Source organism: Senegalimassilia anaerobia JC110, assembly GCF_000236865.1.
Classification (GTDB): Bacteria; Actinomycetota; Coriobacteriia; order Coriobacteriales; family Eggerthellaceae; genus Senegalimassilia; species Senegalimassilia anaerobia.
In genome coordinates, this window is sequence record NZ_HE611015.1 from 560,987 (window position 1) to 581,272 (window position 20,286).

At 64.5% G+C, this 20,286-nt stretch carries 21 protein-coding genes; 2 read left to right on the plus strand and 19 right to left on the minus strand.

What is annotated here, in order from left to right; translation table 11 throughout:
- Window positions 1-172: 172 nt before the first annotated feature.
- The 3 genes from feoB to SFHG_RS05780 all read right to left on the minus strand — a co-directional run bounded on the left by feoB (window position 173) and on the right by SFHG_RS05780 (window position 3,607).
- Window positions 173-2,767, minus strand: a complete 2,595-nt coding sequence (feoB, locus tag SFHG_RS05770) for a ferrous iron transporter B (RefSeq protein WP_042434823.1) — start codon at window positions 2,765-2,767, stop codon at window positions 173-175.
- A 182-nt stretch (window positions 2,768-2,949) separates the two neighbouring features.
- Entirely contained in the window at window positions 2,950-3,186 is a 237-nt protein-coding gene (locus SFHG_RS05775) for a FeoA family protein (RefSeq protein ID WP_042434827.1), read from the minus strand.
- A gap of 130 nt (window positions 3,187-3,316) precedes the next feature.
- Window positions 3,317-3,607, minus strand: coding sequence for a FeoA family protein (locus SFHG_RS05780; RefSeq protein WP_238318277.1), 291 nt, complete (start codon window positions 3,605-3,607; stop codon window positions 3,317-3,319).
- 443 nt (window positions 3,608-4,050) lie between these two features.
- On the opposite strand from SFHG_RS05780, the gene thrC reads away from it, so the two are divergent.
- Together thrC and SFHG_RS05790 are read left to right on the plus strand one after the other, a co-directional pair.
- A complete protein-coding gene (gene thrC, locus SFHG_RS05785) occupies window positions 4,051-5,607 on the plus strand; it encodes a threonine synthase (protein ID WP_042434833.1) in 1,557 nt (518 codons plus the stop codon).
- Between the two features lie 31 nt (window positions 5,608-5,638).
- Window positions 5,639-5,989: a winged helix-turn-helix domain-containing protein gene (locus SFHG_RS05790; RefSeq protein ID WP_042434836.1), complete on the plus strand. Its 351-nt coding sequence runs from the start codon at window positions 5,639-5,641 to the stop codon at window positions 5,987-5,989.
- A 183-nt stretch (window positions 5,990-6,172) separates the two neighbouring features.
- On the opposite strand, the gene SFHG_RS05795 is transcribed toward SFHG_RS05790, so the two are convergent.
- The 16 genes from SFHG_RS05795 to SFHG_RS05870 all read right to left on the minus strand — a co-directional run bounded on the left by SFHG_RS05795 (window position 6,173) and on the right by SFHG_RS05870 (window position 20,261).
- Window positions 6,173-8,629 (minus strand): hypothetical protein, encoded by a 2,457-nt coding sequence (locus SFHG_RS05795; protein WP_042434839.1) that lies wholly within the window; start codon window positions 8,627-8,629, stop codon window positions 6,173-6,175.
- A 184-nt stretch (window positions 8,630-8,813) separates the two neighbouring features.
- Complete coding sequence (locus tag SFHG_RS05800) at window positions 8,814-9,737, minus strand: type II secretion system F family protein (protein ID WP_081468948.1); 924 nt, start codon at window positions 9,735-9,737, stop codon at window positions 8,814-8,816.
- Window positions 9,738-9,766: 29 nt separating this feature from the next.
- On the minus strand, window positions 9,767-10,684 hold the full coding sequence (locus tag SFHG_RS05805) for a type II secretion system F family protein (protein WP_042434841.1): 918 nt from the start codon (window positions 10,682-10,684) through the stop codon (window positions 9,767-9,769).
- Between the two features lie 13 nt (window positions 10,685-10,697).
- Window positions 10,698-12,017: a TadA family conjugal transfer-associated ATPase gene (locus tag SFHG_RS05810; protein WP_202898112.1), complete on the minus strand. Its 1,320-nt coding sequence runs from the start codon at window positions 12,015-12,017 to the stop codon at window positions 10,698-10,700.
- Window positions 12,007-12,864, minus strand: a complete 858-nt coding sequence (cpaB, locus tag SFHG_RS05815) for a Flp pilus assembly protein CpaB (RefSeq protein ID WP_052297819.1) — start codon at window positions 12,862-12,864, stop codon at window positions 12,007-12,009. Before cpaB ends, SFHG_RS05810 begins: the two co-directional genes overlap by 11 nt.
- Before the next feature lie 16 nt (window positions 12,865-12,880).
- The gene (locus SFHG_RS05820) at window positions 12,881-13,468 is read right to left on the minus strand and encodes a hypothetical protein (protein ID WP_042434847.1); all 588 of its coding nucleotides are present in this window, start codon (window positions 13,466-13,468) and stop codon (window positions 12,881-12,883) included.
- Entirely contained in the window at window positions 13,465-13,923 is a 459-nt protein-coding gene (locus tag SFHG_RS05825; protein ID WP_148514763.1) for a pilus assembly protein, read from the minus strand. Before SFHG_RS05825 ends, SFHG_RS05820 begins: the two co-directional genes overlap by 4 nt.
- Entirely contained in the window at window positions 13,910-14,443 is a 534-nt protein-coding gene (locus SFHG_RS05830; protein WP_262362167.1) for a TadE/TadG family type IV pilus assembly protein, read from the minus strand. Before SFHG_RS05830 ends, SFHG_RS05825 begins: the two co-directional genes overlap by 14 nt.
- A gap of 14 nt (window positions 14,444-14,457) precedes the next feature.
- On the minus strand, window positions 14,458-14,706 hold the full coding sequence (locus SFHG_RS05835; RefSeq protein ID WP_042434856.1) for a hypothetical protein: 249 nt from the start codon (window positions 14,704-14,706) through the stop codon (window positions 14,458-14,460).
- A 95-nt stretch (window positions 14,707-14,801) separates the two neighbouring features.
- The gene (locus SFHG_RS05840; RefSeq protein WP_081468950.1) at window positions 14,802-15,692 is read right to left on the minus strand and encodes a prepilin peptidase; all 891 of its coding nucleotides are present in this window, start codon (window positions 15,690-15,692) and stop codon (window positions 14,802-14,804) included.
- Window positions 15,689-16,303, minus strand: coding sequence for a hypothetical protein (locus SFHG_RS05845; RefSeq protein WP_042434859.1), 615 nt, complete (start codon window positions 16,301-16,303; stop codon window positions 15,689-15,691). The genes SFHG_RS05840 and SFHG_RS05845 overlap by 4 nt, the downstream gene beginning before the upstream one ends.
- A complete protein-coding gene (locus SFHG_RS05850; RefSeq protein ID WP_202898113.1) occupies window positions 16,300-16,605 on the minus strand; it encodes a DUF192 domain-containing protein in 306 nt (101 codons plus the stop codon). The genes SFHG_RS05845 and SFHG_RS05850 overlap by 4 nt, the downstream gene beginning before the upstream one ends.
- 20 nt (window positions 16,606-16,625) lie before the next feature.
- The gene (locus SFHG_RS05855; protein WP_042434866.1) at window positions 16,626-17,105 is read right to left on the minus strand and encodes a hypothetical protein; all 480 of its coding nucleotides are present in this window, start codon (window positions 17,103-17,105) and stop codon (window positions 16,626-16,628) included.
- 77 nt (window positions 17,106-17,182) lie between these two features.
- A complete protein-coding gene (locus SFHG_RS05860) occupies window positions 17,183-17,635 on the minus strand; it encodes a hypothetical protein (RefSeq protein WP_202898114.1) in 453 nt (150 codons plus the stop codon).
- Window positions 17,626-19,755: a hypothetical protein gene (locus SFHG_RS10415; RefSeq protein WP_052297821.1), complete on the minus strand. Its 2,130-nt coding sequence runs from the start codon at window positions 19,753-19,755 to the stop codon at window positions 17,626-17,628. The genes SFHG_RS05860 and SFHG_RS10415 overlap by 10 nt, the downstream gene beginning before the upstream one ends.
- On the minus strand, window positions 19,752-20,261 hold the full coding sequence (locus tag SFHG_RS05870; protein ID WP_042434869.1) for a TadE/TadG family type IV pilus assembly protein: 510 nt from the start codon (window positions 20,259-20,261) through the stop codon (window positions 19,752-19,754). The genes SFHG_RS10415 and SFHG_RS05870 overlap by 4 nt, the downstream gene beginning before the upstream one ends.
- Window positions 20,262-20,286: the final 25 nt, after the last annotated feature.

Consider the following 20,286-nt stretch of genomic DNA (forward strand, 5'->3'; position numbering starts at 1 on the left):
CTAAGCTGCACGCCTATGCCGGCGCGCGAAAAATGTTTCCCTTGGATAATACTACGAACAACAGCGGGACGCCACCCAAAGGCGGCGTCCCGCTTAAAGCAGCTCACGTCTTCGCAAAACCGTCATCGATGGTTTTCTGGCCCGATACCGGTCTTGCAAGATGGGCGCGGCGCTACTTCTCCTGCTTCTCCTCACGCTTGGGCATGGGGCGGAAAATCTGGAACAGCATGGCGGCTGCGATGACGATGGCCACCACGGTGAACACGTTGAACTCGACCTCGCCGGTCGCAAGGCCGACGAACTGGTAGAGCATGGTGCCCACGCACCAGGCGAAACCGCACAGGTAGCCGATGGTGATCCAGAACCACTTCGGGGAGTTCTGCTGCTGGCGGATGGTGCCCATGGCGGCGAAGCACGGAGCGCACAGCAGGTTGAACGCGCAGAAGGCGACCACGGCAGCGGTGGAGCCGCCGAGCATCTGCAGGAAGCCGAACCACAGCTGCGGGTCAGCCTCGCCGTAATCGGCCAGCTGCGTGATGATGCCCACGGTTGCCACGACGTTCTCCTTGGCCACCAAGCCGGTGACGGCGGTCGCCGTAGCCTGCCAGTTGTCAAAGCCCAGCGGAGCGAAGATCCAGGCAAGCAGGTTGCCCAAGCCGGCCATGAGGCTGTGCTCCATGTAGTCGGGGGCATCGGGGTCGAGCAGGCCGAAGCCCTCGCCCGCATCGCCGAAGTTCATGAGGAACCAGATGACGATGGTGGACAGGAAGATGATGGTACCTGCCTTGATGATGTAGCCCTTCACGCGCTCCCACATGGACAGCAGGATGGACTTCACCGTAGGCATATGGTACTCGGGCAGCTCCATGACGAACGGGGTTGCCTCGCCGGCGAACAGCTTGGTCTTCTTCAGCATGATACCGGACAGGATGATGGCGATGACGCCCAGGAAGTAGAACATGGGGGCCACGTACCACGTTGCAGACGAATCACCGGACGCCAGAGCGCCGAACACGAGCGCGATGATGGGCATCTTCGCGCCGCACGGGATCATCGTGGTGGTCATGATGGTCATGCGACGGTCCATCTCGTTCTCGATAGTCTTGGTGGACATGACGGCGGGCACGCCGCAGCCGGAAGCGATGAGCATCGGGATGAACGATTTACCGGACAGGCCGAACTTGCGGAAGATGCGGTCCATGATGAACGCGACGCGGGACATGTAGCCGCACAGCTCCAAGATGCCCAGCAGCAGGAACAGGATGACCATCTGCGGGATGAAGCCGATGACGGCGCCGACGCCGGAGACGATGCCGTCATTGACGAGGGACTGCAGCCACGGCGCGACGTCTGCCGCTTCCATGGCATCGGCGATGATGGCGCCAAGACCCGGGATCCACAGGCCCCACGTGCCGTCGGACGGATCGGGCTCCTCGACCTCAAGCGCCTTCTGGTAATCGGCGAACGTGATGGACTGCTCCTCCACGTTGCCATCCTCGTCCTCAACCTCCATGGTGGCCACGGCGTGCGAGGCTTGCGCCTGCTCGTCGAAGTCGGCGACGATGGCCTGCGCCTCCTCATATTCAGCCATGGCATCCTCATATTCGGCCACGGCGTCCGCATCGGCGTCGTCTTCAGGCGCCTCAGGCTCCTCGGCGGCTAAGGCGTCGAGCACTTCCTGCGATGCATCGGAAGGCAGCTCGGACTCCTCGTCCTCGCCCAAGATGTTCTCGACATAGGTCACAACCTGGGAATGCGCGTCCTCGTATTCCTCGGTGGCCTCGTCGAACGCGGCGTTGCCGGTGTAGAGCCAGCCGTCGCCGGAGATGCCGTCGTTGGCCCAGTCGGTCACCACGCCACCGCCGACGGAGACCGCCAGCCAGTACACGAAGAACATGATGACGATGAAGATGGGCAGGCCAAGCCAGCGGTTGGTGACCACGCGGTCGATCTTCTGCGAGGTGGTCAGGCCCGTGCGCGTGCGCTTGACGGTCTTGCCCATAACGTGGCTGATGGCGTCGTAACGCTCGGCGGTGATGATGGATTCAGCATCGTCGTCGAGCTTGTCCTCGATGGAGGTGCGGATGGCTGAGATGGCGTCCAAGTCGGCCTGGGACAGCTTGAGGTCGGCGATGGTCTTGTCCTCGGCCTCGAACAGCTTGATAGCGTACCAACGAGCCGCGTTGGGGGACACCTTATCGCCGAGCACGCCCTCGATCTTGACGAGCGCCTCCTCGACGGCAGCGTCGAACTTCATCTGCGACGCGGGGGCTTTCTCGGCCCGAGCGGCATCGATGGCGGCCTTGACGACGTCCTCCATGCCGCGGCCCTTCAGCGCCGAGGTGGGGACGATGGGGCAGCCCAGCTCGCGGGACAGGCCGTCGACGTCAATCTTGTCGCCGTTCTTCTCCACCAGGTCCATCATGTTCAGCGCGATCACGACCGGGATACCCAGGTTCAGGATCTGGCTGGTCAGATACAGGTTACGCTCAAGGTTGGTGGCGTCGACCAAGTTGATGACGGCGTCGGGGCCGCCTTCGAGCAGATAATCGCGCGCCACGATCTCCTCGGGCGAATACGGGGACAGCGAGTAGATGCCCGGCAAGTCCGTGATGGTCACGTCCTTGTCGCGCGTGTACTTGCCCTCCTTCTTCTCGACGGTCACGCCCGGCCAGTTGCCAACGTACTGGTTGGCGCCCGTCAGGTCGTTGAACATCGTCGTCTTGCCGCAGTTCGGGTTGCCGGCAAGGGCAATGCAGATTCCCATGATCTACCTTTCTTGCGAATCGATTCGGCTTCTTGCGCTGTTCTGGGTTTCGATGTTTCACATCGTCCCAGCTCAGAAGTCATTTTGAGTTAGGTTACGGTAACTCGTTCCGGTAAAAAACGGCGCACTCGCGCCACTGCCCGTCGACGGTCGATGCGCCGGCTGTTACGCCGGCGTACATGCTAGTCGACGAGGATGCACTCCGCCTCGCTTTTGCGCAGCGACAGCTCGTAACCGCGAACCGTCACCTCAATGGGATCTCCAAGCGGCGCCACCTTACGCACGTACACCCCGACGCCTTTCGTGATGCCCATGTCCATGATGTGACGCTTGAGCGCGCCCTCTCCGCTAAGGCGGCGCACCGTAGCAGATTCGCCGACCTGCACATCGCGCAGCGTTTTGCCCTGAATCTCGGCCATCTAGCCCTATCCTCGCTTTCTTATGCTTCTCTCCATGCCCTTATACTGGCGGCTGCAGCGCAGCCGCACGAACGGCCGCAGCGTTTTCCCGCTGCGGCCGGATTCGCCTACTGCGGCGGAGGATCGGCCGCTATGCCGTTGCCGCGGAGGTGATGATATGGGACGCCGCTTGACGGCCGATGGCCACCTGCGCGCCTTTGACGGAGACGATCAGGTCTCCCGCCACGCCCGACACCACCTTGACCTCCGCTCCTTCCACGAAGCCGAGATTCTCAAGATGATGCTGCAAGTCGCCCCTCCCACGCACTTTGACGACATGCGCGGACTCACCCTCTTTCAGGAAGGAAAGCGGCATCTGCTGGACGGACACGCTAGAAGCTCGCGCAGCCTTCACCGCAGCGCTCGTCATCGCAGTCTCCATGATGTTCTCCCTTCATTTGTTAGACGCATACAACAGAAAGATGTTACATCAAATTGACTTTGCATGGAAGCCTTGGGCAACTTTTTGTACGCTACGGGTAATTTTTCAAAGTTTCACCACATTTACTCCGGAACGAGCAAAGCGCGGCTGAAGATGCCAGACGAGCGGACATGAAAAGCGTTCCGACTGCAAACTTGCTCTCCGCCACCCTTCCTACCCGCCTCCGTCGAAACTGCTCGCAAGTATTTCCCGCACTAAAAGAGGGCGAGCCCTCTGCAGCTAGGCGGCACGAGTCCCGACATCGATCTCATTTGCCGAAAACGTCATTCGCCACCGTTTGTCTGAAGAACGGGAAATTCATCTTCCATCTGTACTTTCGCAGGAATATTATGCGTACCGTGAATAATCCCCCTTTTCGCAATGCCGAAGGAGGCGCCAAGCCCATGCAAGAGAATCGCTATATCGATACGCGCGGATGCGTCGACCAACCCGTCGAGTTCACCGAAGCCGTTATCAACGGCCTGGCAGATGGCGGCGGACTGTACGTTCCGCAGCATATCCCCGAGCTTACGCTCGACGAGATCTGCGAGCTGGCTCAGCTGCCCTATGCGCAGCGCGCAGCGCGCATCTACAAGGCCTTCGGCGTCGATCTTCCCGCCCAGGTGATCGACGAGCTGATGGCCCAGGCCTATGGCGACAACTTCGATGACGAGCGCATCTGCCCCATCACCTCCCTTGATGCCGACACCCACGTCCTCGAGCTGTGGCACGGCCCCACCAGCGCCTTCAAGGACATGGCGCTGCAGTGCCTGCCGCGCTTCTTCAGCGCATCGGCAGCCCAGCTGCGCGAGCAGGGCAAGCTCGACCACGACTTCCTTATCCTGGTGGCAACGTCGGGAGACACCGGCAAGGCCGCCCTCGAAGGCTTCCGCGACCTGCCCCATGTCTCCATCTCGGTCATGTATCCCGACGGCGGGGTGAGCGACATCCAGTACCGCCAGATGGCCACGCAGCGCGGATCGAACGTCAACGTGTGGGGCGTGCGCGGCAACTTCGACGATTGCCAAACGGGCGCTAAGAACGTGTTCGGCGACGCGGCCTTCGCCGAGAAGCTGCTCTCCGAGCACGGCGTCTCGCTCTCTAGCGCGAATTCCATCAACTGGGGCCGCCTGCTGCCGCAGGTGGTGTACTACGTGTCCGCATACTCGCAGCTGGTCGCCGACGGCAAGCTCGCAGCCGGCGCGCCGCTTGATGTCTGCGTGCCTACCGGCAACTTCGGCAACATCCTTGCCGCGTACTACGCCAAGCGCATGGGAGTGCCCATCGACATGCTGTACTGCGCCAGCAACGAGAACCGCGTGCTCACCGATTTCATCAACACCGGCACCTACGACGTGTCCGACCGCCCGTTCGTGCTGACCCCCTCCCCTTCCATGGACATCCTGGTCAGCTCCAACCTGGAGCGCCAGCTGTTCGAGCTGACGGGCCGCAACCCCGAAGCGATCGCCGGCTGGATGGCAGACTTGAAGCAGCAGCGCTGCTTCCGCGTGGACGAGGACACGTTCAAGGCCGTTCGCAAGCACTTCGCCGCCGATAGCGTGGACAACGCCGAGTGCCTGCGCACCATCAAGGAGGTGCTCGACAAGCACGACTACCTGCTCGACCCGCATACCGCCGTGGCATACCGCGCCGCACAGAACCTGCGCGGCGAAAACCCCGTGCTCATCGCCAGCACCGCCCACTGGGCCAAGTTCGGCAACAACGTGTACCGCGCCTTGCACGATATGCAGCCCGGCCAGCCCCTGCCGGAAAACGTTGCCGCACTTTCCGGCTGCGGCCTCAACGACCTGGTCGCCGACGAATCGGGCCACCACGACGTGCCGCGCGGCCTGGCGGAACTCGACGGTCTGCCCATCAAGTTCACCGAAGTCATCGACGGCACCACCGAGGACATCGAGAGCGCGACGGAGCGGTTTCTCGCTGCCTTGGACAACGAATAGCAGCACACGAGGGGGAACCGAAGGACCATTCATGAGCAAACTATCCAAGCTTAAACCGATCGTCAGGCTTTCCGTGGTCAATCCCAACACGGATAGCAACTCGGTGTTCGGCCGCGGCATCGCCAGCCTGTGCATCGGCGTGCGAGACACCGGCTCCTTAAACGCCGCAGCCAAGAGCATGGGCATGGCATATAGCAAGGCATGGCGCATCATCAAAGACACGGAAGCAGCCCTTGACGTGCAGCTTCTTTACCGCGATGGCGCCCATGGAAGCCGACTGACCGAAGACTGCGAGCAGATCCTTGCCGCCTACCAGGCCATCGAGGAGCAGCTTCAAGCGCAAGCCGAGGACAGCTTCGAGAAGCAGGTTGATGGCCAGTAGCCGATAGCCGCTCGCCCTACGCATCACCTCGAGGTTTTTCAACGATAACGTGCGGGGAAAGCAAATCGGCCTTATCTCGCATTTTGCGGTGCGGCGCTACCGCGCATCTTGTCATGCGCCCCAGCGCGCACCGCACCCCAGATCGAGCCGCCAACCGATGGCGGCTCGATTCGTATTCCACGCCTACGAAACCCAAATGCCCTCGTATCTCGGCAAGGCCCATCCGAGATATGCCGTCATAGAGCACGTCACCTTCAGCTTCGGCGCCGGCGGCTGGGATGCAGAAGCATCGGCATATGCGCCGATAACGCCGATCGCCTCCCTTGCACGCCCCTCGGCCTCGTACCATACGCTGGGACGCCGCGAAAACGACAGCACCTCCCCGTAGGCCACCTTTTGCACAGGCGGCAGCATGGATTCGCCGTCCACCTCGGCTTCAAGCTGCTTATCGGCGAAGCACCGCCGCTCAGAGAACAATTGCCGCGCCATATCCGTCAATGCATAGCGGACCTCGGCGATATTGCGTCCGAACAGGTCCAACGTCGCCCCCTGCACCACCGTCCCATCCGCGAACGGAACGGTGCACGCGGCATCGGCGAACCACCCTTCAACCTTCTCGCACCCGGGCTTCAACGCGGCGGTGCGCGCATCGGGGGCGACGCAGTACGAGGACGACTCGTCGACGCGTTCGGACCAGCAAGGCTCTCGTTCGCCATCCACGAAATAACGCACCGTGGTGAAGGGGTTCACTACTCGCAAAGGCTTTGAAACGGCACACCCAAGATACGCGGCGTCCAGGTACGCGGTAGTCGCGCGCACGATGCACGCCAGCCGCTTTCCCGCCAAATGCTCGCCGATCTGAAGCGTCCGCCCCGTCTCCTCAAGAAGCCCCGCTGGCACGATTCGGGCGCTTACGCCATGAAGCGGCATCCCGCCACAGGAAGCCTCCTGCCCATCTTGGACCCACTCGGACCAGCTCCCATCCTTCCCGCACACACGATAGCGCACATGAAAGCGCGATGCGGCATCCCCGCCGAGCTTTATGCTGAGACCCTGCGCCTCGGCTCCCTCTTGCGAGGCATCGCGCCACGCTCCGGACGAGACGATTCGTGCGACAAGCCCCAGCCCGCTTCCTTCGGCCGATAGGTTCAAAGCACGCAAAGCCCCGGCACGCCCGCGCGTTCCCACCACGTTCGCCGCCGGTTGCGCATCAAGCCGCAGGCGCCCGCCGCCAAACGACACGCATGCACGGCCCGTGACCTCGGGAATCTCGGAGACAGCTTCTCCCTGACCGTCATCGGCAAACCACAGGTATTCGTATCGAATGCCCTTCGCATCGGCCGATGCGCCTCCGGGCCTGAACGCGGTCCGGGGGTCGGGAACGCCAAGCGAAACGCCCACGGTAACCGTCGAGCCGTCTGCAGCGCCCTCAAGGTCGAACAGGCCGCCGTCCTCCGTGCCGAAACGAGCATCTTCGAGATGCCACATATGCGATTCGTTGCCCCACTCCCCATCGGCATAGCCGTTTGAATGGAACTGCACGCGCGCGCCGTTTTCCTGCGAAGCCCCCACGCGATCCAGCGCCATGCCGGAGCAATCGCTGAAAAGCCATTGGCGCGGCCCTCGCCCATGCACCCACACCGCCTGCGCGCGATCGGCCTCCGCACGATGCTGGAGCTCCGCCGCGCTTGCGTCGAAACGCGGCCCGCCGCCAGCCTGGCCTAATGAAAGCGATCCGTCGCCGGCGCAAACGGGCACGAAGCGAAACGTCCCGGCAAGATGCTCATCTTCATGCTCCGCCGCTATCCAATGGCGCCTCGTGGATGACGCAGCGGCGAACACGCCGCATCCCTGGCCGGTCCGAGGCCCGTCGACGCCCAACTGCAGCGACGGCACCGTTGCCGGGGAGATAACGAGCACGCGACCGGCCCATTGCGCCTCACTCGCAATGCCCACCCGTTTCGCACGCTGCTTGACCCACTTCGTGGAAAAGCCGATAGGGGGATCGTCGGCACGCTGGTAGTACCAGTCCTTCCCATAGTAGTAATAGTTCCAAAACCACGACCTCAGCTGAAACCCATGCATCGCATCGCGGTCGGTGCGCCGGATCCATACCGAATAATCCGATCCTGGATACCCGCGGTAATCGGTCCACACATGGTAACCGTCTCTATGGATGCCAGCTCCTGCCTCGTTGTCGATGACAACGACCTTCGACCCCTCTTCCACGCCCCCTTTAGGCGCACCATCGACGGTATGGAACAGGATGAAACGCGTATCATCGCCCGAATCCGTATGCCATAGGTTATACGAGGGATTCAGCTCGTTATAGCTTCCGCATGCTATCTCGAGCTTGCCTCTCATGTGGTAATACAGCTCCGTCGTGAAATCGCATGCCATGGTGATCTTAGTAGCCACCCTGATGAACTGCCGTGAGGAGATATCCCATTCAACCCAAGGCGTTTTCGCCGATACCTGCAAACCGGTGTACATATTCCCCGCCTGTTCGGCGCCTGCCCCCGCTTGCACCGAACCGACCTCGTTCCAAAACCTGCTGGCATAACGCGCACCATATCCGCGGAAGATCAAGGACCCGTCCCACCAAGGCTCATCGGCAAACGCCATTCGGGGGTTGTACATAATCAGTCCAACAGCAACCGCCCCTAAACCGAACACGAAACCGCGGCGCGTGAACACGCGTCCATCCCCCGTCGCCGCATTACCCGATGCAGGAACGCAGCGCCGCCGACGGCGCATCGCGGTTTTACGCCTCTTCCTCACCATCGCCCCGCCCCTCCTTCCTGCGGCGCCCATCGAAACGACCTCAAGCCAGCCCACCTCCTAGAAACGCCAGCAGATCGACCACCGTGGGAACGAGCACCAGCAACGTGGTAGGCGGCAAAAAGCAAACGGACAGCACCACATCAAGCTTCGTCGGCATTTTCCTGATATGCTCGAGCGCCGCCGCTTGTGCGCGCGCACGGGCAAGCGCAGCTTGATTGGCAAGCCCTTGCGCCACCGATGCGCCCTGCTCTATGGCCTGAGTCAGCTGAGCGGCGAACGCGGTGACCTCCTGGCTTGCGCAGCGCTGCGCAAGATTGGAAAGCGCCTTCGCACGGGAATGCCCCAACAGGTTGACCTCTTGGTCCACCAGGCGGAACTCATCGGCAAGCGGGCCGCTCAAGCTCTCGGCGACTTGGCGGAAGCACTGTTCCACCGGAGATCCGGCAGCTATCGCCACGCCAAGCAGTTCCATGGCGTCGGGCAATCCGGCATCGATGGCGGCGCGGCGCGCTTGGCGCTTCGATCGCAGATACAGCTGCAAGCCTCCGCAACCCGCTAGCCCCGCTCCGCAAACGACGAAAACGAAAACCGCCGGCGCTGCACGAAACGCGATGCACGCCGCAACGGCGATGACCACGCAGCCCGAAACCGCGGCAAAGCACACGCAACGCCAGGTTTCGGGCTCCAAAGCGATGCCCGCGCATCGAAGCCGTTCCCTTGACCGCTCCCGCTCCCTCATTGAAAGCGGGGCGAAACCCGCAAGCGCCTCCACAGCACGCGACCACAAGCGAGCCGCACCCGCATGAGCCCGACCCCTCGACGAGCCGCCTGCCTGATCGGATCTTGCCCATGCCGGCATAAGCCCACGCGCCTTCACCCCGACCCAAGCGTTGAGCGCCTCGTAAACCGCCAACCCCGCAGCAACCGCCAGCAGGCAGATCGCGCAAAACGTCAGACTTCGCATGTATCACCCCCTACCCGGCGCAAGCGCGCCTAATACGAGAACCTTGTGATCCGACGGCACGCCGCAATACCCGCCACCTCCATGAGCGCAGCGCCCGCAAGCACGGCCCACCCCAGCGGGTTTTCCCGATAGAACAGGGAAAAAGCCGGGTTTGTGGCGAACATGAACGCGAAGATCGCAGGCATGGCGCACGCCACCACCACCGTGGCCATGCGCGTTCCCGCAAGTTCGCTGCGCAGCTCCTGCTGCATGAGGGCGCGGCCCTGGGCGTGCTCCGCGATCAGATCGAGAACCGCGCCCATCGACCCACCGAAACGCTGCTGGATGCGCATGGCCGACGCCAACGCCGCGACATCGGCGTCGCCTGTGCTCTGCGCCATGCGGGCAAGCGCCTGCACCAACGGCATGCCGTAGGAAACGCGCGCGAGCACCGCCATCAGCTCCGAGCGCAACGGCTCCGGAGCATGGTCGGCCGAGACCCGCAGCGCGCGCTCAAGAGTCAGCGAGCTTTTCACGCTGGCCGACAGCTGAGGAACGAGCCGCACGAACTGCCGGGAAAGCAGCTCGCGCCGTTTCGCCCGTGCGCGCAGCACGTACAGCGCCGCGGCGATGGCGACCAGCCCCATGCCCAGCATCGCACCGAGCGGGCCGCTTATCCGCATGCCGAAAAATGCCGCGAACGCGCCCACGGTGCCCAAGCACAGCGTCCATGAAACCGGAGATGCCTCGATACCCGCATCGCGCAGCATCCTGCCAAGCGGTCCTTCGGCATCCGCCTTCGCCGACTCGGCATCGCGTTTGCCCAGCTCGTACAACGCCCGGTCCGACGCCCGAGCGTCGCTTTCCTCGGCCCTTTGCCGCAACCTCAAGGACAGGGCGGTGCACGCCACCGCCGCTGCCGCCAAAAGCACGCCGAAGGCAAGCGCCCCGGAGAAGAATCCCTTCATAGCCATCGCCTTCCTATGACCCGAAAAACCAAGACGGATCGAACCTCACCCCTGCCGCGAGCATGCGCTGCTTGATGCGCTGCGGCTGAACGCCGCACGCGCGCCAAGCTCCCGTGATGCGGCCGAACGCATCCACCCCGCGCGGGTCGAACCGGAACAGCTCGGCGCGGGGGATGACCGTCGCGCCCTCGGACATCTGGTCGACCGCCACGATGCTGGTAACGCGCCGCCCTCCGTCGCGCATGCGCTCCACATGGACGGTCAAACCCCCCGCAAGCGACTCCGAGATCTGCTGCACGATGACGTCGCGACCCAAATCGGCGTTGGCATAACCCACCATGGTGCGCAGGCGGCTCAGCGCATTCCCCGGGTCGTTGGCATGCACGGTGGTCATCGAGCCGGGGTGGTCGGTCTGCATCGCCTGCAGCATCTCGTAAGCCTCCGCCCCGCGACATTCGCCCACGATGATGCGATCGGGGCGCCGACGCAACGAGAGCGCCACCAGCTCGCGCATGCCAACGGCCCCTTCGCCTTCGATGTTCGCCTCGCGCGTCTGCATCCGCTCGACGTGCGCAGCACGCAACCGCAGCTCAGGCGTATCCTCGATGGTCAAAACGCGCTCATCGTCGGGAATGAACCCGGAAAGCGCGCCGAGCATGGTCGTCTTTCCCGACCCGGTGCCTCCGGATATGACCACAGGGCACCGAGCGCGCACCGCCGAGCCTAAAAACTCTGCCATCACGGGGCTGAGGGCGCCTCGCGCCGTCAGATCCTCGATGCTCATGACGTCATCGCCGAACAGGCGAAGGTTGAGCGCGGGGCCGTCCGGGGCAAGCGGAGGCACGATGTAGGTCGCTCGCGCCTTGCCGCCCGGCAGCATGGCGCAGCCCATGGCATGCGCCTCATCGCAGCGCATGCCCGCCTGCTCGGCGATCTTGTCGATGATGCGACGGAGATGGTCGGCGTCGTCGAACCGAACGTACGGGCACGGCTCCAATCGCCCTGCGCGCTCCACGAACACATGCGGCTCCAAAAACCTTGCAACTCCGGCATCGATCGCCACGCCACCGCCGTTGACGATGATCTCGGTGATCCCAGGGTCCTCCAACAGCCCTTGCAAAGGGCCGTAGCGAAGGAAATCGTCGCCGACCGAACGGCACAAGCGAGCGACATCGGGCTCTGCAAGGCCCAGGTTCCACGCCCGCACGGCCTCTTGCACAAGCGACTGAATGGCCGATTCCACCTCCACGGGATCGAAATCACCCTGTAACCTCGTCGCAAGGCCTTCGCGAACCGCCCGCTTCAGGGCAAGCTCGGTCCCCCTATCCATCATGCTCGACCATACCCCCCGACAACATGCCGCCCGCAACGAGCTGGACGCTGATAGTGCCCGACGCCTGCGCGCGGCGGACGGCGTCCGCCTGCTCCGGCGTCAACTCCAACGTGATGGCGCTATACGCCGCACCCTCGCCAGCGCCATCGCCGCCCACCGACATCACCCGCGCCGAAGCGCAAAGCTCGTCCAAGCTGACCGCGCCGCCGGCGGCATCGGTGACGCACACCACGCGAACCTCGTCGAACGGCTGGACCTGCCCGGCCACGCCCGTCTCGTCGTTGACCGACAGGGACACCGCCTCCATGCCCGCGGCGAGCTGCGCGGCCAACCTGCCATCCGCCGCGCTGCCGGCGATCATCTGAGGCGATAGCTGCGTGTTCGCCGGAATGGACACCAACGCCCGGGCACCTGCCACGCCGCCCGCACCGTCAAGGGCGTCGGCGCCGAGCGCATCATCTTGGCGGAAGGCCTGAGGGACCTCCACAAGCTGCACCGCATCCGCGCCGAACGGATCGCCGGCCGCAACGTCGCGCGTGGTGACGACCACGCTGCGAGCGCCCTTCGTCGCTTGATCGACCGCCGCATGGGACACCCCAGCCTGCCATAACCCGTATCCCACCGCCACGACCGCAACGGCCACCGCCGCCGCGGTCACCGCCGACATCTGTTTGAAACGCGCAGCTGCGGAATCCATCGAGCGGACGGCATCGTCGATCGGACGCTGCTCGCCCTCGTCCTGCTGCCCGGCCGTCCTTCCAGACGCCGCCCCCGAACGCCCGCCGGAGCGCAACCGCCCCGACAGCGTCTGCCGCGAGACGCGCCCCGTATTCCTTCCGACCGACATGGTCGTCCCCCTTTCGCTATCCACCTAAACGGGCTTGAGCCTCCTCGGCTATCTCCCGAGGGAACCCCTCAAGCGCGCTTATCGCCGAAAACCGCCCCTGGCCTGCGCCGCAGCCATCGCCAAAACAATGCACGCCGCATATGCGGGCATCAGGCCGCCAAACTTGCTGCGCCGCATACGGGCGCGCGCTGAACACCCGGCTCGAAGCCACCTTCGCATCGGGGGCGGAGCTTGTGGCAAACGGAAGGGCTTTCGCCTCCTCCACCTGCATGCCCACCACCCAAATCCGCTCGCTTTTGGCGACTGCCTGAGCAGGTGCCTCGTAGAACCACACGCTTATCGCCCCTTCCACCCCTTGCGCCCTAACCTGCTCCACGATCAGGTCGGCAAGAATCGCGCCTGCATCATCGCCGTATTTCGCGGCGGCGGCTTGGCTGGCATCCATGCAGGCCGACCTTGCGGCATCCAATGCCTGTTCCTGACGGGCCTTTGCGCCGTAAAGCAGGGCGCAATCCGCCAAAAAGCCCAGCGTCATCACCAATACCAGGCACAACGCCACGGCAAGCGGGGCAACGTTGCCCCTCTCCCCCCGATATCGGCTCATGCAAGGCTCACCTCCGTCACCCGCTCATCGACCACCGCGCACGTGACATGACGCGACAGCCTTCCGCCTTCACGAAACCCCGCCAGCGAGATCGGCGCCTTATAGGACACGTCGTAGGAAACGGAAGTGAGGGCCGTGCGGCTTGAGACGCCGCTTGCGGAAAACGCATCCTCGCGCGCGTTCGATTCCACCCGCACCCCCGACACCGTCAAATCGCTACGGCGCAGCTGCGCAGACTCATCGAGAATCTGCTCGGCGACGAACGACTCCCTATCCGATGCCGTCCTCAGACCTGACACGTCGATGCGCATGCACGCCTGGGTAAGCTCGGAGGACAGCATGATGGCGGCCGCGTTCATCATGGCCACCTGCATGATGCCGAACGCCACGACGATGAGCAGCACCGCGGCGAAGGAGAACTGCACGCTCTCGCTCCCCCGTTCATCGACGACCATGCCCCACCTCCGCATCCGCATCCACCGAAACCGTCCTGCTCGCCGCCGATGACAGCTGCAGCCCGTCGACCGCGCCCGCCGCGGAGAGCGCCACCTCGCCGACGGGAGTCAAGCATCGGGCGCTCACGCGCATCCTCACGTCCACCTGCCGGCAAGCGAACCCGACCGGTCGCGCTTCGAAGCGATCCGCCTGCGGATCGAACGTCTTGCGCTCGACCTCCTTCGTCCGCACGGGCGAGCAGTCGACCTCGATCGAGCAGGAAACTCCCTCGCCCGCAAGCCCGGGAGCCTGCTCGAGCGCCGCCGAAAGAGCAAACGCCCCGTCCGGACCCTTATCCCCTTGCGCGACGCGCTGAGCCGCATAGCGGCAGGCGGCCTGGGCCGCGACATCCGCTTCCATCCCCAGATACGCCGCCCTTCCGATATCCGCGACGGCGCACAGCAGGCCCATCAGCAAGGGCAGCGCCATCACGAACGTGACGGCGCTCGCCCCATCGACCCGTGCCCGGCTGCCGGCCAGGCACGCAAGCGCAGCTACCTGCTTCCCACCGCGCCGCTCGTCACGCTCTTGAACATGTTCGTGACCGAGTTGCCAGCGGACGTGATCGCCGTGTTGACCTGCGTCTGTAAGATCATGAGCGCCGCTCCCAAGCCCACGGCGAAGCCGAGCGCGATGACCACCTGCACAATCTCCGATCCGCCGTCTTCCTCGCCGCGATACGCCAGAGCGCGAGCCTTGTCCGCAAAGCCCCTCAGGGCAACGCCGTTCATGTCCATACCCATATCCAAACCTTCCCATTCGCTGCCTTTTCCTTGTCATCGAATCGAACCGACGCCGAACCAGCCCAAAGGCACCACCTCCTTTCCAGATCCCGCCCTCATCCGAGCACCGTCGTCCCCACCGCCAGCCATATGGACAAAAACGGCGCCATGGGAATGCCGTCGCGACGTCCAAGCCGATGCATCAGCATCCCGACAATCGAGAACGTGCACGCCGACACATAGCAAGCCGCCGCGCCCAGAAGCGTCGCGGGACCGCACGCGAAGGCAAGCGCCGTCATACAGCGAATATCGCCGAAGCCCACCGATCCGCCGCTTTTTCGCGCAATGCGGTTCGCCGTCCAGCACACCGCCAGAACCGCTGCCGCGGCAACGGCGCCTTCCGCGATGCCGATGGACCCATGGCGAAGAAGTTGATAAGCGCCTCCTGCGACCAGCAACGCCGCACAGCACTCAAGCGGGATCATCCTTGCCCGCAGGTCGCACACCACCCCCGACGCCATGGCCACGCCGCATACGCAAAGCAAAGCGCCTTGGTGCCACGGGACGCCGGACAGCGGCTGGGCCGCGAACCACAACGCCATGGCGGCGGCGAGCACCGCTCGCTGCCACGACCGCGGGGAGAACGAGCAGCGCCGTTGCTGCTGGACCTCGCTTCGCGTTGAGGCGCCCTTTCCAACATCGATGCCTGCCTCCCGAAGCTCTTCGGCGCGCTCGTGCGTGAGCGCCCCCTTCAAAGCCTGGGAGCGGCAATCCGCAAGCCAGATGCCCACGGCGCCTGCCGTCCCCCTCTCGTTTTGACGGGGAAGCCGGCCAGGACAGGCGTCGCGATAATGCGCAAAATCATCCAAACAACGATACCACCAGGTATAAGAGCGCCAATATGCCCTGCTCAGCAGCATGTCGGCGATTCGAGGGATCGCGAACGCCCCCGCCACCGCCCCGACTGCCGCGCATAAGGTCAACACGGTAAGCGCATACCCCGTCATGCGCTTACCGCCTGCAATTCGGCAGCATGACGCGGATGGGTCGATCTTGCCTGCTCAGCCCCTTGCCCGGCCGATGCTCCTCGCTGCACATCGGCCGGGCGGGCGCCGACCGATCCCCGTATCGGCCTACCTCGGCGTAACAGCTGGCAAGCGGTGGCCTGAGCCGCCTGACGAGCCGCATCGTCCTCCGCAGCCGCATTCGCTTCCGCAGCCCCTACCAACTCGATGCGCACCACGATGTCGGCACCGCCGGCGGAAACGCTCACGTTCCTGGCGATGACAGGAGCGCTCCCGCAAGGTTCTCCATCCAGGCGCTGCTCGATTCCGGAAACGCCATCATCGGGCAACGGCCGCTGCAGTTGCTCCGCCGAGCGTCCCTTCATCAAAGCCGCCTGCCGCGCATCGGCCCAAGAAGCCGCGTTCGCACCAGAACTCGGCGCCTGAGCACGCATCTGCGTCTCCTGGGACAGCGACCCGACGGCCTCTCCCTTATGCGCGTTGCCTGGCATCGGAGCAGCCACCGGCTCTTTGCCGCTGAACCGATGCATGCAGCCGTAGCAGACCTCGGCATCGTCGAACGCCCTTGCGTGGCAAACCGGGCATACCCTCATTTCCCTGCACCATCCTTTCTCGTCATCTCCACATGCTCCCCCGCTGAAAACCAGGGCGGGTCGTTCACGGAGAATCGCTCTAAAACGGCCACCGCTTTACGGCATCTGATACGCCTGCGCGGCCCGACGGCCCGATACGACTCCAACACCCGCCCTTGCTCGTCCAGGAATGCGATGTCGATCAGCTCGGCCATGCCGAAGGTGTGAACGTCGTTGCACGGCGCCAGCATGACGACGCCCTTCGAGCGCTTCGCCCCCAGCAAGCCGCGCACGCGCGTCCCGAAGCCGACCGCTAACCTCATCGGCGCATCCCTTCCCTTCACTAACGCACCTCCTTCTCGCATTCGGACCACTGCACGACCACGCTCGTCCCCTGCGGCATCTGCACACACTGCACAAACGCCCAACGACAAGCGCCGCAGTCTTTCGAGAACGTCGCGCATAAGCCCTGGCCTGCCGCCGTCGTCCTCCATCCGCCGCGCTCAAGCGCATCCTGCACCTCCCGCAGCGCATCGGGAGCGCTGCCCGCATGCTCGAATCCCACCAGGTGCGACCCGACATCGCATCGCAGCCCGCGCTTGCCCGCCACCGAAAACAGCTCGTCCCTGAACGTCTCGGGGACATCCGAGGGCAAGCAGGAAAAGCCGTCATCGACCCTGCCCATGACCGCATCGAAGCCTGCAAAGGAAGCCGACTCGGACGCCGTCCACCATGCCGCCTGGGCTTGCGCGCCGCCGGCACCGGCAAGAAGCACGATCCCCGCGGCAACGATGAGCACCGCACGGACAAGCCGCGCCCGCACACAACCGCCGCGCCCCGCGCGCGCCGACCGTCTTGGCGCCCGATCACCGCCGCACGCCGCATACCCACGGCCGCCGCTCACAACAGCACCCCGGGCTTGTAGCAATCCACCACCAGCTCCTCGGTATGCGACAGCTTCGGCAGCGCCACTCCCATCACCTCCGACTTCAACCCCAGACCGAACAACGTGGGCATGTACTCGAGCGTGGCCGAAAACGATGTATGCCCCGCTGAGACGCCATGCGCCGAAACGCTTACCGAGACGTTTTCCGCGTCCAACCGTTCATCGAGCGCCCGCTCGATGAGCGCGCAAGTATCGCCCACGCCCTGCCCGTACGCCGGCGAAGCGGCATAGACCCGGACCGAATCGCGGAAATCGTCATCGAACGCCGCGCACCAGCCGAAAAACGCCAGGGCGTTGACCGAGATGGCCGCCACCGCCAAAAGCACGGGCAGCGCCGCCACGAACTCCACCGTCATCTGCCCCGACGACCTGCCGACGGCGCATATCCGATCAACCATCAATCCCATTGCCTCAATCCCGTCACGCTCGCATACACGGACAGAAGCTTGTCGGCCGCAGCCCCGATGGCATCCGAGGCGAGCCCTTTCACCGCCGGGGGCAGCGCCACCGTTACGGGCACCTGGGCGCCGCCTATGCTGATGGTCGCTACTTCCACCGAATCGCCCCAAGCGTCGAAACGCTGCAGCACGTCCCTGCGAACAGCGCCCACCACCGACGAGAACACGTCGTTGGACATGAGCGGATGCTCGACCGCCTGCCGCTTCACCTCGAGCAAGCGAGCGCAAAACGCGCTATCGCCGGCCTGCGCGACATGCGCCGTGTTCACCGTCGCCGGGCGCAGCGCATCCAGGTTCGCCGGCTGAAGCCCTACGGTGCGAAACGCATCCGAAAGCGCATCGGCGGCCCAATCCCCTAATCCGGAGGCGCTTACCAGGGGCAAGCCCCCCAAGCCCTCGCGCACAGCCGCATCCAACGCCGACTGCCCATCGGCATAGGCGCTCAGCGCCCCCGACCAAACGCCCGCTGCAGCGCCCAACACGCCCGCAAGCGCCGAATCCGATGCCAGGCCGTCGGTCAAAGAGGCGATGACGCTTCGCCCCTCGCCGGACGGATCGGCCACCAGCGTTGCCGCCGATATCGCCACGCGGCACCCCAGCTGGCCGCTGGCCTGCACGAACGCGGATTCGAACCCCTTGTCGGGGGCATCGGGGCCCGTATTCACCGCAAGGCAAACCACCCCCTTGCCCCCGGGCGGATCCGCATCGATGCGGAACGATCCCACGCTCGAGCACGCGTCGCGCAGCTGGTCGAGCAGCTTGGATACGCGGCTTTTCGCCTCCCGCTTCGCCGGGGCGCCCTCCTCAAGGGCCTTTTGATACTCCTCGGCGGCAAGCGCCACCTGCTCGTAGTGATGCTCGAAGCCGTTTCCTATCGACGTGGAGGCTGCCGCCACCTTGCCCAGGCTTGCCGCCGTGAAGCCGCATTCCGAGCACGTCTCCCATGCGCCCGCTTCCATATCGCGAAGGGAGGCCCGCGACGTGGACCCCGCCGCCTTCGGGCAACCGTCCCACGCGTGCAAGGTCGGGGAGGCGTCCGTCACGCTGACCGGGTACACCGCCTGCGCGAACAGCTCGGTCTCCCGCATCTGCGCGGTGTTGGCGGGAAGATGAGGGAACAAGGCCTCGAACGAATCGCCCTCCCGAACGTATCCACGCGCCACCTCCTTCGCGGCATAGGTGTAAAAGCGCTTGCGCAGCGCCGATTGGGCCTGGGCCTGAACGCTGCCGTCATCGGGGCGTTCGACCGCCAAGCGCGCCGGGTAATACGCCTGTGCCCTGCGAAGCGCCACGGAAAACGACCAGGCGTCCACGCTTGAGAACACCGGATTTTGCGCGCCCATCATATGCGCCAGGGTTTCGGCGCGCTCGGCCATGCACCAACCGGGACGGGCACCGCAGTCGTGATCGAACGCTCGCTGCTTGGCGTCTTGGGCCCGCAAGGCCGCCTCCTCGGCCCGCCGTGCCAGCTCCTTGACCTCCTCAGCCTGGCCGATCGCATCTTCTCGAGCCTGCTTGGCGCGCGCGTCTTCCTGCGGCACCCGGATATCCTCGGCGGAATCGGGGACCAGCAGGGCAAGCGCCGTGTAATCGGACCCGTTCGAGCCGTTCCCCTGCGCAACCGATGCCGCGCTGGCCGCCGCCAAAAACGGGAGGGCCTTCTGAACGCGCGTCAAGCCCTCGGAAGCGGTCTTCGAGAACGAATCTCGGGCATCGGCCACGCGCGCACCGGCTTCGAGCAGCTTGGCGCCCACGCCCTGCCCGCCGGGAACGCAACATGCGACGATCCCCAAACCTGTGGACGTCAAGCTGGTCAGCGACAAGGACAGGGCCACGGAATCGCACACGCACACCGCCACCATGAACTCCGCGACCACGTTGCCCGCCGCAAGCGCACCGGCATCTGCCACCGACTGCACACGCGATGACACGGATTGGATTCGGTACACCTGAGCCGACGAGAAGATCATCGACAACGCCAGCAGAAGCGACACCACCATGCCGACCGTGGTCATCCCGTCCTCATCCCGCAGGGAAAACGCCTGCGCCATTCTGCGCGGCACGCTCATAGCCAAGCTCCTATCCAAGCCTCAGGGTCAAGCCCCTGCGGGCTGCCCGCAACCCACTCGGGCTGCGTCGCCCGCTCGCAACGGACCTTCACCGTCAACAGCCCATCGCCGTCCGTCATACCGAGCAGCACGGCGCCCGCGCCCAAAAACGGCAGCGGCTTGACCTTGCCGACAACCTCCACGCTCACCTTCTCGGAACGCTCGTCCCCTTGCACGGACACCTTCCAGCTGCAACCTCCCTCGTGCACGTGAAAGCAGGGGACGGGCGGGATGGCGCCCAGCCTATGGCGGACGAACGCCTCCACGGCCTGCGACGAATCACCTACGGCATCGGTCTTGACGGCGGCAAGCCTGCACGCATCGCTTGCCGCCGCCTGCATGACCATCCGGTCGTACAGGACCATGCCGGGCTGCACGGACAGCAACAGCACCGTGAACAGGACCGGGATGAGGAACGCAGCCTCCACGGTCGCCTGCCCGCGCTCGCTTGCGCGCGAAACGCCCAATCCCTCACCTCCTTGCGAATCCGAA

Excerpts from the sequence above, each read along its gene's own strand:
- feoB (WP_042434823.1), bottom strand. The coding sequence starts at position 2,767 with ATGGGAATCTGCATTGCCCTTGCCGGCAACCCGAACTGCGGCAAGACG.
- SFHG_RS05775 (WP_042434827.1), bottom strand. The coding sequence starts at position 3,186 with ATGGCCGAGATTCAGGGCAAAACGCTGCGCGATGTGCAGGTCGGCGAA.
- SFHG_RS05780 (WP_238318277.1), bottom strand. The coding sequence starts at position 3,607 with ATGGAGACTGCGATGACGAGCGCTGCGGTGAAGGCTGCGCGAGCTTCT.
- thrC (WP_042434833.1), top strand. The coding sequence starts at position 4,051 with ATGCAAGAGAATCGCTATATCGATACGCGCGGATGCGTCGACCAACCC.
- SFHG_RS05790 (WP_042434836.1), top strand. The coding sequence starts at position 5,639 with ATGAGCAAACTATCCAAGCTTAAACCGATCGTCAGGCTTTCCGTGGTC.
- SFHG_RS05795 (WP_042434839.1), bottom strand. The coding sequence starts at position 8,629 with ATGTACAACCCCCGAATGGCGTTTGCCGATGAGCCTTGGTGGGACGGG.
- SFHG_RS05800 (WP_081468948.1), bottom strand. The coding sequence starts at position 9,737 with ATGCGAAGTCTGACGTTTTGCGCGATCTGCCTGCTGGCGGTTGCTGCG.
- SFHG_RS05805 (WP_042434841.1), bottom strand. The coding sequence starts at position 10,684 with ATGAAGGGATTCTTCTCCGGGGCGCTTGCCTTCGGCGTGCTTTTGGCG.
- SFHG_RS05810 (WP_202898112.1), bottom strand. The coding sequence starts at position 12,017 with ATGATGGATAGGGGGACCGAGCTTGCCCTGAAGCGGGCGGTTCGCGAA.
- cpaB (WP_052297819.1), bottom strand. The coding sequence starts at position 12,864 with ATGTCGGTCGGAAGGAATACGGGGCGCGTCTCGCGGCAGACGCTGTCG.
- SFHG_RS05820 (WP_042434847.1), bottom strand. The coding sequence starts at position 13,468 with ATGAGCCGATATCGGGGGGAGAGGGGCAACGTTGCCCCGCTTGCCGTG.
- SFHG_RS05825 (WP_148514763.1), bottom strand. The coding sequence starts at position 13,923 with ATGGTCGTCGATGAACGGGGGAGCGAGAGCGTGCAGTTCTCCTTCGCC.
- SFHG_RS05835 (WP_042434856.1), bottom strand. The coding sequence starts at position 14,706 with ATGGGTATGGACATGAACGGCGTTGCCCTGAGGGGCTTTGCGGACAAG.
- SFHG_RS05840 (WP_081468950.1), bottom strand. The coding sequence starts at position 15,692 with ATGACGGGGTATGCGCTTACCGTGTTGACCTTATGCGCGGCAGTCGGG.
- SFHG_RS05845 (WP_042434859.1), bottom strand. The coding sequence starts at position 16,303 with ATGAGGGTATGCCCGGTTTGCCACGCAAGGGCGTTCGACGATGCCGAG.
- SFHG_RS05850 (WP_202898113.1), bottom strand. The coding sequence starts at position 16,605 with ATGAGGTTAGCGGTCGGCTTCGGGACGCGCGTGCGCGGCTTGCTGGGG.
- SFHG_RS05860 (WP_202898114.1), bottom strand. The coding sequence starts at position 17,635 with ATGGGATTGATGGTTGATCGGATATGCGCCGTCGGCAGGTCGTCGGGG.
- SFHG_RS10415 (WP_052297821.1), bottom strand. The coding sequence starts at position 19,755 with ATGAGCGTGCCGCGCAGAATGGCGCAGGCGTTTTCCCTGCGGGATGAG.